The sequence below is a fragment of the Achromobacter sp. Marseille-Q0513 genome, assembly GCF_018195695.1.
Lineage (GTDB): Bacteria > Pseudomonadota > Gammaproteobacteria > Burkholderiales > Burkholderiaceae_B > Achromobacter.
The window spans coordinates 1-14,584 of sequence record NZ_JAGTJY010000164.1; the positions used below are offsets into that span (position 1 = coordinate 1).

Below are 14,584 nucleotides of genomic sequence, written 5' to 3' on the forward strand. Positions count from 1 at the left end.
CCATCCTCAACTGGGAGACGTTCAACGTCGGCCGTGACACCACGCTGCAATTCAAACAGGGCGCGGCGGACGCGGTCCTGAATCGCGTCGTCGGCGCGTCGGCCCGGCCCAGCGAGATCCACGGCGCCATCAAGGCCGACGGCACCGTGTTGGTGGTGAACCAGAACGGCGTGATCTTCAGCGGCACCAGCCAGGTCAACGCGCGCAACCTGGTGGCGGCTGCCGCCACCATCACCGATCAGCAGTTCCGCGACAAGGGCATCCATGCCGATGCCGAAGGCACGCAGCCTACGTTCAAGGACGCGCTGGGCAAGATTGAGCTACGGCCGGGCGCGAGCCTCGCCACGCACGAGCCGGGCAGCGCCACGCGCGGCGGCGGCTACGTGCTGCTGCTGGGCAGCGAGGTCCACAACGCCGGCCAGATCGCGACGCCGCGCGGGCAGACCGTGCTGGCGGCGGGTGACGATTTCTACATTCGCAAGGGCTACGGCACCGACGGCAACGTCAAGTCGACGACCACCGGCAACGAGGTCGGCGTCACCGTCAGGGCCGGCAGCGCGGCAGGGCTGGTGCGCAACAGCGGGCTGATCAGCGCCACCACCGGCGACATCACGCTGGCCGGTCGCCAGGTGCGGCAGGACGGCGTGCTGGTCGCCAGCACCGACATCGGTGCGCGCGGCGCCATCCACCTGCTGAACCGCGCCAGCGATGCGAGCGGCAGCGTGGCGCTGGGCGAGGGCAGCGTTACCGCCGTGGTACTGGAATCGTCGGCGCTCACCGGCCTGGACGGCCAGCGGGACGCGGCGCTGAAGGCCTTGGACGGTCAGGCGACCAACAAGACGGGCGGCGCATACGACCACCTGAGCACCGTGGCCGACCGGCGCGACCTGTCGCGCATCGAGGTGGTGACGGGCGGGCAGGCGCTGTTCGCGGGCGGCTCGACCACCGTGGCGACCGGCGGGCAGATCGCGGTGTCGGCGGGCCGGCAGGCGCTGTTGCAGTCTGGGGCGGCGCTGGACGTGGCGGGCGCGATCGGCGTGCAGGTGGCGATGGAGTCCAACAGCGTCCGGATCGACGTGCAGGGCAACGAGCAGCGCGACTCGCCTGTCAATCGCGACAGCAAGAACCTGAACAACAGCGAAGTATGGGTGGACCGGCGCACGCTGGTGAAGGTGGCCGCGGGCGTGAACGGCTACCAGAACGAACGCTGGTACACGGCGGGCGGCTTGCTGGAGGTGGGCGGCTATCTGGCGACCAGCGGGCGCGGGGCGGGCGAGTGGCTGGCGCAGGGCGGCACGGCGACGTTCACGGGCGGCGAGCTGGTCACGCGGGCCGGCTCGGATATCAACCTGTCGGGCGGCACGCTGGACGTGCGGGACGGCTACATCCGCCAGAGCTGGCTGCGCGGCGCGGACGGCCGCCTGTACGAGCTGTCGCGCGCGCCCGGCGACCTGCTCTACACCGGCCTGTACAAAGGCTTCGAGCAGACGCATGCGCGCTGGGGCGAGCGGGCCACGCGCACCTTCTACAACCCGTTGATCGCGCCGCGCCAGCGCTACGAGACCGGCTACACGGTGGGACGCGACGCGGGACAACTGCTGGTGTCCACGGAACGCGCGGCCCTGCAGGGCGCGTTGACGGGAGAGGTCTACCAGGGGGCGCGCCAGACCGATGCGCCGCAGCGCGACATGGAAGGCTTCTATCAATCACAGACCGCGGCGGCGCGACGCGGACAACTGGTCGTGGGCCAGTATCTGCCGCGTTTCGATACGGTGACGGGCCGTCTTGCCTGGGGCTTGTCCGGCATCAGCCGGCAGGTGACGGTCGGGCAGGCTGACGCGGCGGACGGCGAGATCGTGCTGGATGCCGCCTGGCTGAATCAGGCGGGACTGGGCGCTCTGAGGCTGGCGGGCACGGAGCGCGTGGTCGTGCAGCAGGCGCTGCGGCTGGCGCCTGGGGGCGAGGCCGTGCTGTACGCGCCCTGGGTCGCCATTGACGCGGACCTGTCGGCGCCGGGCGGCCGCATCCAGGCCGGCAATGTGCTCAAGCAGATGGGCGCCTACACCGGCCGCATCGAGGAGGGCGTGGCCAATCCGGCCGCCGGCAAGCCGGTGGGCGTGCGCGTGGGCGCGCGGGTGGATGCTGGCGGCCTGTGGACCAACCTGGCGCTGACGCCGCAAGATTCGGCGCTGATGGCCTGGCGTCACGGCGGCTCGGTCGCGCTGCGCAGCAGCGGCGACGTGTCGCTCACGCAGTCCGGATCGATCAATGTGTCCAGCGGCGCGGGCAGGTCCTGGGCGGGTGTTCTGCGCGGCGGCAAGGGCGGCGACGTCACGCTGGCGGCCAACGCCTTGGGCAACGCCACGGGCGGCGTGCTGACCGTGGCGGGCGAGATCGCCGGCTATGGGGTGGACGGCGGCGGCAAGCTGTTGCTGCAGGCCGAACGGGTCAGCGTGGGCCGTGGGCGCCAGGCCGTCGCGCCGGGCGTGTCGGTGCTGGACGAAGGCTTCTTCGCCAGCGGCTTCTCGCAATACGAAGTGGCCGGCGTGCGCGGCCTGGAGGTCGTCGAAGGCGCCCGCGTGCGCGTGACCATGCCGGTGTTGCGCTATACGGCGCAGGCGCTGAATGCGTCGGACCGGAATGCGGCGCTGGAAACCTGGACGCCGCCGCTGTACCAGGACGATCCGCTCAAGCGCGTGTTGACGCAGCGCCTGGGCGCGGACCTGACGCTGCGTACCGGAGCCATCTATTCGCCCGAGGATGACCGGGCGACGGCGCAACTGACGCTGGCGCGCGGCGCGTCGATCGAGGTGGATCCGCGCCAGGCCATCGCCTTGCGCGGCGCAGGCCAGATCACCCTGGACGGCGTCTTGCGCGCGCCCGGAGGCTCGCTGCGCATCGACCAGCCGCCGGTGGCCCTGAGCGAAAACCGCGGCGACGGTAGCGGTCACAAGCGTTCGCTGTGGGTGGGCGGTGGCGCGGTGCTGGATGTGGCCGGACGCGCGGCCGTGGCCCTGGATGCGCAGGGGCGGCGATACGGCTGGGTGGATGCGGGCGGCGCCATCGTCATCGGCGGCGAGATCAATACCGCCAAGGGCTCGGCCACGTCGGTGGATGCCTTCGTGGTGCTGCGCCCCGGCTCGCTGCTGGAAGCGTCCGGCGCGTTCGCGATCCTGGATCTGCCGCAGGGCGGCAGCGTCGGCGTCGCCAGCGCCGGGGGATCGATTTCGCTCAGCTCCTACGACGGGCTGTACCTGGATGGCACGCTGCGCGCCCGCGCGGGCGGGGCCGGCGCGGCCGGCGGCGTGCTGTCGGTGGCGCTGGAAACGCCCGTCTACGCAAACACCAGCGTCGATCTGGTGCGGGTGCAGCGCGAGCTGCTGATCCGTCAGCAGGCGGCGGCCAGCCTGCCCGACGTCGCCGATCCGCAGGCGGCGCGGCCCTTGCTGCGCTACGGCCACGGCGAGCTGGCGCTGGACCGCTACCAGGACAGCGGTTTTGGCACCCTCAATGTGCTGGCCAATGGATTCATCAGCGCCAGCGGCGCGGTCGACCTGCGGGCCAGCCAGGCCGTCCGCCTGTTCGCCGGCGCGTTCACGGTGGCCGAGGGCGCGCCGCCGGATACCCGGTTCGGCGTCAGCGCGCCCTATGTGCTGCTGGCGCAGACCGACCGTCCCAACGCGGACTTCCTGGTGCTGCCCGCCGTGCATGGCGGCCTGTCGAAGCAGGACCCGACCGGCGTGTTCGCGGTGCACGGGAACACGGTGGATGTGCGCGACCGGGTCAGCTTCGGCGCCAACGGCTATTTCCTGCTACAGGGCAGGGTGCTGCGCACCGTGGACGGCCGAGGCTACGGCAACGTCAGCCTGGCCGCCGACGGTGACTTGCGCTTCCTGCGCGGCGCCGTGAGCGACGGCATGACGATACTGGCGACGCCGGGATCCGTGGCGCTGGCCGGCGCGCGCATCTACCCCGAGACGCAAGCCCGGGCCGTGGTGGAAGCGGGCTACTACGGCAAGCGCCAGCCGCTGGCGCTGTCCCGCGTGGGCGCGGACGAGTCGGCGCCCTATTCGGCCTTCGGCGAGCTGACCCTCACCGCGTCGCGCATCGATCACGGCGCGGCGCTGTGGGCGCCGTTGGGCAATCTTTCGCTCAACGCCGAGCAACTGAGCTTGCGGCCGGGCAGCCTGACGTCGGTCAGCGCACGCGGACTGGTGATGCCCTATGGCGGCACCGTGGATGGCGTGGCCTATGCGTATGGCGGCAAGCCGATGCTGTCGAACCGGCCGGGCGATTACGGCAAGATCGCGCTGTCCGGCAATCTGGACGCGGCGCCGGGCTCGCAAATCGATCTGTCGGGCGGCGGCGAGCTGCTGGGCGCGGCGTTCGTCAGCGGCCGTGGCGGCTCCAGCGATGCGCGCTACACGCCGCTGATGCGGATCGATCCGTCGGGCGGCGGGTTCAGCCTGCCCGGTTTGGCGACCAATCCGGTCTACGCCGTCGTGCCGGGCGCGCAGGCGACGGTCGCGCCAACGGCCGCCGAGGCCGGCGAGGGCGCGCCGCTGATCGGCCGGCAGATCCAGATCGGGGCGGGCGTGCCGGGCCTGTCGGCGGGCACCTACACGCTGATGCCGGCCAGCTATGCCTTGCTGCCGGGCGCGTTCCGGGTCGAGATCGACGGCCGCGTCGCGCCGGCCAGCGTTGTCCCCGGCCAACCCGCGCTGGCCATGCGCAACGGCTCCTGGAGCCTGCCGGCGTCCTTCTCCGTGGCCGGCACGGCCATACGCGACGCGTTGCCGTCGCAGGTGATCGTCACGCCCGCGCAGACGCTGCGCCGCTATTCCCAGTACAACGAGACGTCCTACGCGCGCTACGTGCTGGAGGACGCGCAGCGTCGCGGCATGCCACGGGCGATGCTGGAGCGCGACGCCAAGCTGCTGTCCATCGACGTGGGCGTGGATGGCCGGCTCGACTTCCAGGGCCGGGCCGATTTCCGGCCGGCCGAAGGCGGGCGCGGCGGCGAGCTGGCGCTGCGCGGCAGCGCGATCGAGGTGCTGGCCGACGGCGCGGCCGCCACGCCCGGCATGAGCAGTTATTACGCCAGCACGCTCAATGGCTTCGGCGCGTCGCGCATCAGCGTGGGCGGCCTGGCTCGCAGCTCCCCGACGGGAGGCGCCAATGTGCTGACGTTCGCGTCGCAGGCGCGCAGCGTCACGTTGCGGGATGGCGCGCTGCTGCGCGCGCCGCAGGTGTTCGTGTCGGCGGGCAGCATCACGCTGGAGGCGGGCGCCGCCATCGATACGATCGGCGCGGGCCGCGCCTACTACGACAGCGCCGAAGGCTACCTGTACAGCCCCGGCCGCAGCGCCGTGCTGGCTCTGTCCAACGGTCTGATCACCATGCTGCCGCCGGACGCGCCCCAAGGACCCGAGGGCAATCCGCCGGGGGCGATAGAGATCGGCGCCTGCGCCGGCCTGTGCGCCCGGCCTGCCCGGCTCTACACCGAGGGCACGCTGGCCGCGGCCACCGATGGCCGCTTCATCCTGGGCGACCAGGCCCGCTATGGCGCGCGTCAGCTGGCGCTGTCGGTGAGCGCCGTCAACGCGGGCAGCGCGCAGGCGCTGGCCGCCGCCGCGGCGCGCGGCGCGCTGCCGGCGGGCATGACCTTGAACCAGGGGCTGCTGGACCGGCTGCTCGCGGGCGATGCGGATTTCGGCGCGCCGGCGCTGGAAGTGCTGACGCTGACGGTCAGGGACTCGGTCAACTTCTACGAAACGGTGGACCTGAGCGCCGCCGCGACGCCCTCGGGCAAGCCCTTGGGTCGCCTTGAACTGAACGCGCCGGCCATCTACGGCTATGGCGCGGCGGGCGACCGGGCCACGCTGCGCGCGCAGACCCTGATCTGGGGCGGCGGCGGCGCGCCGACAGCCGTGATCGCGCAGGGCGCGGGAACGGGCCAGGGGACGCTGGATCTCATCGCCGACCGCATCGAGTTCGGCTACGGGCCCGCGGGCCAGCCGGACGGCACGGCCGCGCCGCAGCGCATGGCGCTCGGTTTCGCCACCGTCAACCTGAACGCGGCGCAGCGCATCACCGCCAATCACCGGGGCAGCCTGTCGGTGTACCAGTCGCAAGGCGCCTACGTCGAAGGAAGCGGCTACGCTTACCAGGGCGGCAATCTCAATCTGTACACGCCGCTGATCACCGGCGAGGCCGGTTCGATCCATCGCATCAAGGCCGGCGGCGCCATCGTCGCGAGCCGGCCCGCGGGCGCCGCCACGGCGGCCCCGGCGGCCACGGTCGCCGGCGGCGCGGAATGGGTCCTGGATGGCGACAGCGTGCGCATCGACACCGCCGTGGCCTTGCCCAGCGGCAAGCTGACGCTGGCAGCGCAGCGCGGCCTGGTCCTGGGCGATGGCGCGCGCCTGGACCTGGCCGGACGCAAGACCGATTTCCATGATGTCAGCAAGTACGGCTGGGGCGGCGAGCTGCGCCTGGAAAGCCGGCAGGGCGACATTCTGCAGGCGCCGGGCAGCCTCATCGACCTGTCCGCCAGCAACAACCGCGCCGGCAGCCTGACCGCGATCGCGCTGGATCCGCTGGCGGGCCGGGTGGATCTGCTGGGCGCCATTCAGGGCCAGGCTTCCGGGCGCTACGATGCCGGCGGCACCCTGGTGCCCTACGCCGCCGGCGGCGTCGACATTCGCGCGCAGCGTCTGGACTTCGCGGCCCTGAACCAGCGCCTGAACGCGGGCGGCGTCTTCGGCTCGCGCAGCTTCCAGATCAAGCAGGGCGACCTGACGGTCGGCGATGAAGTGCGGGCGCGCCAGGTGAACATTTCGCTGGACGGTGGCCGCCTGATCGTGGCCGGCCGCATCGACGCCAGCGGCGAGGGCGTGGGCAGCATCCGGCTGGCAGCGGCCCAGGGCTTGCGCCTCGCCGCCGGCGCGGCGCTGGACGCGCATGGCAGCGTGCCGCGCCTGGACAGCTATGGCCAGCCGATAGACGCGCCGAACCGGGCGCTCATCGAACTCAATTCCGGCGCCGGTCGCCTGCAGTTGGACGCGGGCGCCAGCTTCGACCTGCGCGCGGGGGCTGAAGCGCCTGGCGGCGCTCTCGGGCTGGGCAGCATGGAGCTGAACGCGCCGCGCCTGGGCGGCCTGATCGCGGGCGACATCGATATCGATGCCAGCGGCGCCCTGTCGATCCGTGGCGCCCGAAGCGTGGCGGTCAATGGCATGGCCATCTATCGCGATGCGCGCACCGAGACGGATCCGGCGAATGGCGCCAAGTGGCAGGTCATCGACCAGGACTACCTGGACCGCATTCATGACGACAGCCGCAAGTTCGTCGACGCGGCGCTGGCCAATGCCGGCCTGAGGCGCGGCAAGCTGGCGGGCCTGCTGCCCTACGCGGACGCGCTGCACCTGCGCCCCGGCGTGGAGATCCGCAGCGCCTCTGCAGACGGCGATCTGGTGGTGCAGGGGGATCTGGACCTGTCGCGCTACCGCTATGCGAGCCTGAATCCGCGCGCGCCGCTCACCGGCATCTATGGATCCGGCGAAGTGGGCAGCCTGGCGATCCGGGCCGGCGGCAATCTGGAGATCAACGGCAGCATCAACGACGGTTTCGCGCCGCCTCCCGTCACGCCCGACGACTCGGGCTGGCTGCTGTTGTCCGGCGTGCAGCCGTATCGTGGCGACCCGGTGGTGCCCGATATCGGCGTGTCGCTGGCGCAAGGCACGACTTTCCCGTCGGGGGCCATGCTCAATTTCGAACTGCCGCTGTCGCAGACGCAGTTCGCGGCGGGCACCGTGTTGCCGGTGGCGGGCACCCTGGCGCAGCCGCTGACGCTGCCGGCGGGCACCGTCCTGGCGGCCGCCGTGCACGATGCCCACGGCGCGCTGCTGTATCCGGCCGGCGCGCTGCTGGCGCAGGCCGTCACGCTGCCGGCCGACGCGCGCCTGGGCGCCGGCAGCGTGCTTGCGGCGACGGCAACGCTGGCGCCGCTGCGCTGGCCTGCCGGCGTGGCGCTGCCGCGCGCGTTGACGGACGACGGCAAGCCGTCCCCGCTGGTGCTGGCCGGCAAGCTGAACCTGCCGCGCGGCGCGCACCTGCCGTCCGGCACCGACGTCAAGTTGCCCGACGGCGCGAGCATGGTCGAGCTGCGCGCGGACAAGGCCGGCACGCAGGGACGCAACTGGGCGCTGGCGGCAATGCTGCCCGCGGGCTCGCAATCGTGGGGCTTGCGGCTGGTCGGCGGCGCCGACCTGGCGGCCGCCGATCCGCGCGCCGTCGGTGTCGACCCGCGCGCCGGTCATGTGGTGCTGGCCGACTCGCACTATGCCGCGCGCGTCGTGGACAACATCAAGATCATGATCACGGAAGAGGGCGAGCAGATGGGCATCGGCCCGCGCGGGACCGAGGTGCCCGAGCCCTTTCTCGGCGTGTGCGAATGGGTGCCGGAGGCCTGCGAGACCGTGGCGATCAAGCGCGAGGTCAAGGTGTGGTCGCAGGCCGCGCAGGACAGCCAGCCGGACCGCATTGCCGGGACCGACGTGCCCAAGGGCGCGCTGGCCGTCTGCGATCTCAACCCGGCGTTTTGCGACATCCGGCTGGAAATCACCAAGACCGCGAGCGTGCTGGGACAGAACTACAGCGTGCTGCGCACGGGCACGGGCGACCTGGACGTGGCCGCGGCGGGCGATGTGCGGCTGGCGTCGCCCTACGGCGTCTACACGGCGGGCACCGAGTCGGTGGACATGGGTCCGGCCTACCGGCAGGCGCGCGGCGTGGTGCCGGGCCAGGGCACGGTGCTGGGCAGCGAGGGCGGCGACTACGAAAGATTCGTCGACGGCGGCGGCGCGAGCCTGGCGCGGGTCTGGTATCCGGAGCGCGGCGGCAATCTGTCGGTGACGGCCGGCGGCAATCTCAACGGCGTGTCGATCGCCCCGGCCTGGAGCAGCCAGAATCGCGAGGCGCTGTCCAGCGCCAGCATCGCCAACTGGCTGTGGCGGCAGGGCGGCGGCGATACGCCGTCCGGTCCCGCCGCGGTGCCCGTGGCCTGGGGCATCAATTTCGGCACCTATGTGCGCCCGCCTTTCGACAATGGCTCGTCGGCGGTGAATGCCTATGTGCCCCATCTGGTGGGCTTCACCGGTTTCGGCACGCTGGGCGGCGGCAACGTCGCCATCTCGGTCGGCGGCGATGCCGGCACGCTGCAATCGCAGGCGGACACGGCCGAAAGCGCGCGCCGCAGCCAGGGGCTGACCGTGGCGGTGGGCGGCAGCGGCCGCATGACGGCGGACGGCCGGCTGGTGCTGACGGGCGGCGGCGACATCGATTTTCGCGTGGGCGGCGGCTACAACGCCGACCTGGAGGCGCGCGGCTACAACGACATAGACAAGAAGAGCCGCGCCATGAACCGCCATGCATTGGACGGCGTATTGGCGAACCTGCGCGGCAACGTGCAGCTCAGCGCGGCCTCGCTCGGCGGCATCGCGCTGTCCTATGGCGCCACTTCCCTGTCGCGCGATCCGCTCGATTCCCGCGCGCCGGATCCCCTGTCTTCGTCCATGGCATCGGCCACCGGCGGACTGGTGCTGGCGCCGGGCGACGCCACCGTCAATCTGAATACGCGCGGCGATCTGGTGCTGGGCGCGGTGGTGGATCCCGGCCGCGTGGTGCCGTTTGCGACCCGGCCCTATCTCGATACGACGGGCCTGCTGGCGCGGGGCGGCGGCATCTCATGGTTCACGCTCTGGACCGGCCGCAGCGCCATTGACCTGCACTCGGCGGGCGGCAATCTCACGCCAGGCAGCGCGGCGACCGAAATCGACGGCAGCGGCATCGCGACGGGGCTGGACATCTCGCCCACGGACGGGCGCTATATCTATCCGCCCATCCTGCGCGCCGTGGCGGCGGGCGGCAGCATGTACTACGGCCAGTCGGCCCGCGCCGGGATGTCGCATCGCTACGATGCATCGCTCTACGGCATCGTGCTGATGCCGTCGGACCGGGGGCAGCTGGAATTGCTGGCGTCCGGCTCGATTTACGCCGGCGGCTATTCGATCACGCCGTCCGGCGCGTCGGAGAGCGCGCTGGCGACGCCGCAGCGGCCTGCCTTTGCCGGGGTCGCGCGCAACGGGATCCGTTCCAGCAACCAGTCCGTGGATGGCATCGTCGCGACGACGCGGCGCCTGCCGCTGTTCTCCTTCGGCGTCGACAGCGTGGCGGCGCAGTCCGCGCCGCGCGAGCCGGTGCGCATCTATGCCGGGCAGGATCTGGTCGGCGTGCGCAGCGGCGCTGTCTACAGCTATACGGCCACCACGCGCGACAGCCAGGTCTGGTATGTGGGCGCCGCGCCGGTGCGCATGCTGGCCGGACGCGATATCGTCAACAGCGGCACGGCTCCCGGTCAGGACATGTCCTTGCCGGGCGATCTGAGCCGCAACTCGGGCGGCGGCTACGCGGGCTCGGCGAGCGGCAATCTGTTCGTGCATGCGAGCCTTTCGGATGTGTCGCTGGTGCAGGCCGGCCGCGACATTCTCCACAGCAGCTTCATGGTCGCGGGTCCGGGCGTGATGGAGATATCGGCCGGCCGCAACCTGTTGATGGAAGACAAGGCCAGCGTGGTCAGCCTGGGGCCCGTGGCGCCTGGCGACACGCGCGCCGGCGCCGCCGTCGCGCTGCAGGCCGGCGCAGGCGCGCGAGGGGCGGACTATGCGGGCTTCCTCGCGCGCTATCTGGGCGACAAGACCGCCGATCCGGCGCGTCCGCTGCTCGATCAGGGCCTGCCCTTCAAGACCTACGAAGCCGAGCTGCTGCTGTGGCTGACCCAGCGCTACGGCTACGCCGGCGACGCAGCCGAGGCGCGCGCCTACTTCGCGGCGCTGCCGGCGGAACAGCAGCGCGTCTTTGCCCGGCAGGTCTATTTCGCCGAGCTGCGCAATAGCGGCCGCGAATACAACGGCAAGCTGGCCGCGCGCGAGGGCAGCTATCTGCGCGGACGCCAGGCCATCGCCGCCTTGTTCCCCGACCACGATGCGCAGGGCGCGCCCCTGCGCTATGACGGTGGCATTACGCTCTACGGCGGCGCGGGCGTGCAGACCCGCGCCGGCGGGGACATCCAGGCGCTGACGCCGGGCGGCGCGCAGGTCTTCGGCGTCGAGGGCCTGGCGCCGCCGTCCAGCGCCGGTGTCGTGACCCAGGGCAGCGGCGACATCCAGCTCTACGCGCGCGACAGCATCCTGCTGGGGCAGAGCCGGATCATGACGACGTTCGGCGGCGGCATCCTGGCCTGGTCGGCCGAGGGCGACATCAACGCCGGCCGGGGCGCCAAGACCACGGTGGTGTACACCCCACCACGGCGGATCTATGACGCGGTCGGCAACGTGGCGCTGTCGCCGAACGCGCCGAGTTCTGGCGCGGGCATCGCGACGCTGGCGCCGATCGCGGAGGTGCCGGCCGGCGACGTGGACCTGTACGCGCCGCTGGGGACCATCGATGCGGGCGAGGCGGGGATCCGGGTGTCGGGCAACATCAACATCGCGGCGCTGCACGTGGTGAACGCGGCCAACATCCAGGTCAAGGGCGAGAGCAGCGGCATTCCGGCGGCGGCGACGGTCAACACCGGCGCGCTGGCGTCGGCCAGCGCGGCGTCCTCGGCGGCGGCCGGGGCGGCGCAGGAATCGGTGCAGCGCGCCCAGCAGCAGTCGCGCCAGAACCTGCCGTCGGTCATCAGCGTGCAGATCCTGGGCTATGGCGACGAACCGGCTGCCGCCGCGCCCTCGGCCCAGCCGCGCGCGGCGGCGCCCGCCGGCTCGCGCTACGACTCGGCCAGCGCGGTGCAGATATTGGGAGCCGGCGCGCTGGAACCGGGCGAGATGCGCGGCCTGACGGAACAGGAGCGCGCCAAGCTGTCGATGTGACGGCGGCGTGGCGGTCGGGCGGCGGCGGCTTGAACCGCCGTCACCCTTCCGTCATGCGGCGCCGCTACCATGCCGCTTCTTTCCCGCGTCCGCGCCCTGTTCCGGACGCGGTCGCCGCCCTTTCAAGTACCGGAGTGTTATGACTGTCACGCAGGCGACCGGGGCAGCCCGGGCGCTGGCCTGGCGGCTGGCGCTGGGCCGGGCCGCGCTCGGCCTGTTCGCGCTGGGCCTGTGCGCGCCGGCGCCGGGCCGGGCCGCCGAGTCCGGGCGGCTGCGCTTCGACATCGCGGCCCAGCCGCTGGATGCCGCGCTTGCCGCCTATGCGCAGACCACCGGCATGGCCGTGCTGGTGGCCAGCCGAGTCACCGCGGGCAGGCGCGCGGCGGCGGTGCAGGGTTGGTACGCGCCGCAAGACGCGCTGAGCCGTCTGCTGGCGGGCACCGGCCTGCAGGCGCGCTACTCCAGCGCCACGGCCTTCACGTTGGTGGAACCCGCGGCGCGGCCGTCCGGGCCGGACGGCGATCGTCCGGCGACGGTGCCGCTGGCCTACGCGGGCGTGTTGCAGCGCACCGTCACGCGCGCGCTGTGTCAGTGGCGCGGCGCGGAGTTCGGCCGCTACCGGGCCGCTTTGCAGCTCTGGATCGGCCGCAACGGCGTCGTCGGCCGCGCCGCGCTGCTCACGGGCACGGGCGACGCGCAGCGCGACGCGGCGCTGACTGGACTGATGACCGGCCTGGTGATGGACGCGCCGCCGCCCGCCGGGCTGCCGCAGCCGGTGCTCATCCGCCTGGCGCCGCGCGCCGACGCGGCCGCGGACTGCCGGCACGTGGCCGGAGGCTGACGCCTGTGTCCGCGCCGTCCGCCAGCCTGCGCGAGCTGTTTCTCGCCAAATACCAGGACTTCCGCAAGCGCCTGCGCATCCGGCTGGGCTCGGAAGACCTGGCCAACGAAGCCATGCAGGAAACCTGGCTGCGCGTCGAGAGCATGCCCGATGCCGCGCCGGTGGAGTATCCGGCGGCCTATCTGTTCAAGATCGCGGTCAACGTCGCCGAAGACCAGCGCCGTGGCAGCGCGCGCCTGCTCTCCATGGACGAACTGGACGAGCTGTACGAGCTGGCCGACGAGGCGGCGGGACCCGTCCGCGAGGTCGAGGGGCGCCAGCAGCTGGCGGCGCTGGAGGCGGCGCTGGCGGAATTGCCGCGCCGGCGCCAGGCCATCGTGATCGCCGCGCGGGTCGACGAGGTGCCGCACCGCGAGATCGCCGAGCGCTTCGGCATCTCGGTGCGCACGGTGGAGAAGGAACTGCGCGCCGGCCTGGAGCATTGCTGCCGGAAACTGGAAAAAGAGTATGTCCAACGCTTCGGTCCCGGGGCCGGCAAATCGTCTTAGGGATATGGCGGCCATGTTCACTCGCAAGAATCCCCAGCTGGCGCTGCGCCGCGAGGCCCAGGCCTGGGTGCTGCGGCTGGCGTCCGGGCAGGCCACCGAGGCCGATGGCGCGGCGTTCCGGCAGTGGTGCGGACAGAGCGCCGAGCATGCGCGCGCCTTCAAGGAGACCCGCGCCGCCTGGCAGGCGCTGCAGCCGGCCGCCCGGCGCGCGCACGCCGAGCAGATGGCGCGCGCGCGGGCCAGGGCGCCGGGGCGGCGCGCCTTCCTGGGCGGTGCGCTGGCGGCCTGCGGCGCCTATCTGGCGTTCCGGCCGCCGCTGGACCTGTGGCCGGCGGTGAGCGAGCTGGCCGCCGACTATCGCAGCGGCGCCGGCGAACAGCGCGAGGTGGCGCTGGGCGAGGACGCCACCGTGCAGATGAACACGCGCACCCGCATCAACGTATCCGCGCAGGCGCGGGGCGAACGGGTGGACCTGCTGGCCGGCGAGGTCGAGCTGCGCGCCGGCGCGCGACCGGTCAGCTTGTCGGCGGGCGCCGGCAGCGTGACGGTGCGCGACGCCTGCGTCAACGTGCGCTACACGGACGCCCAGGTGCGCGTGACCTGCCTGGAAGGCGTGGCGCGAGTGCAGGGGCCGGGCGGCGAGCTGGCGCTGGCCGCGCCACGGCAGGTGCTGCTGGGCGCGGACGGCCTGGGCGCGCCGCGCGACGCCGACCTGGCCGCCATCAGCGGCTGGCGGCGCGGCGTGCTGGAGTTCAACGACGTGCCGCTGGCGCAGGTCGTGGACGAGATCAACCGCCACCGCGCGGGCCGCATCCTGCTGATGGGCGACCGGCTGGCCGGCAGCCGGGTACAGGCCCGTTTCCCGCTGGACCAGCTGGCCGACGCGGCGCTGCTGATACGCGATGTGTACGGCGCGCAGGTGACGACGCTGCCGGGCGGCATCGTGCTGCTGAGCTGAGGCCGGCGCCGCGACGCGGGCGGCGGGCGTCGATTGTGAATTTTTTATGAAAACCTGCGGTCGATGACGCCTGCGCGGGTCTAGGCACCCATGCGCAGCCCGGCCACGGAGCCCGGCGCTGCTGAAGCCAGATCCGACTCCATGAAGGAAGCCGTCATGTCCAGCCGTTCCCATGCCCCCGTCACCCGTCACTCGCGGCGGGACCGCCAGCCGCCGTCGTGGCGGCCGACGCCCTTGTCGCAGGCGGTGGCCGCGCTGCTGATCGCGGGCGGCGCGGCGGGCGCGGCGCAAGCGCAGTCGCGGGCCT

4 protein-coding genes are annotated in these 14,584 nt (G+C 72.5%); all 4 read left to right on the forward strand.

Annotation, left to right across the window (positions count from 1 at the left end; all coding sequences use genetic code 11):
- The first annotated feature begins 44 nt into the window (after nt 1-44).
- Entirely contained in the window at nt 45-11,930 is an 11,886-nt protein-coding gene (locus KDH83_RS24385; protein WP_249205322.1) for a filamentous haemagglutinin family protein, read from the forward strand.
- 139 nt (nt 11,931-12,069) lie between these two features.
- A complete protein-coding gene (locus tag KDH83_RS32685; protein ID WP_249205320.1) occupies nt 12,070-12,771 on the forward strand; it encodes an STN domain-containing protein in 702 nt (233 codons plus the stop codon).
- A 5-nt stretch (nt 12,772-12,776) separates the two neighbouring features.
- Nucleotides 12,777-13,319 (forward strand): RNA polymerase sigma factor, encoded by a 543-nt coding sequence (locus KDH83_RS32690; RefSeq protein ID WP_349291663.1) that lies wholly within the window; start codon nt 12,777-12,779, stop codon nt 13,317-13,319.
- A gap of 13 nt (nt 13,320-13,332) precedes the next feature.
- Complete coding sequence (locus tag KDH83_RS24395; RefSeq protein ID WP_249205321.1) at nt 13,333-14,277, forward strand: FecR domain-containing protein; 945 nt, start codon at nt 13,333-13,335, stop codon at nt 14,275-14,277.
- The last annotated feature ends 307 nt before the right edge of the window (nt 14,278-14,584 follow it).

Coding starts and splice junctions, on each gene's coding strand:
- KDH83_RS32685 (WP_249205320.1), top strand. CDS start 12,070: ATGACTGTCACGCAGGCGACCGGGGCAGCCCGGGCGCTGGCCTGGCGG.
- KDH83_RS24395 (WP_249205321.1), top strand. CDS start 13,333: ATGTTCACTCGCAAGAATCCCCAGCTGGCGCTGCGCCGCGAGGCCCAG.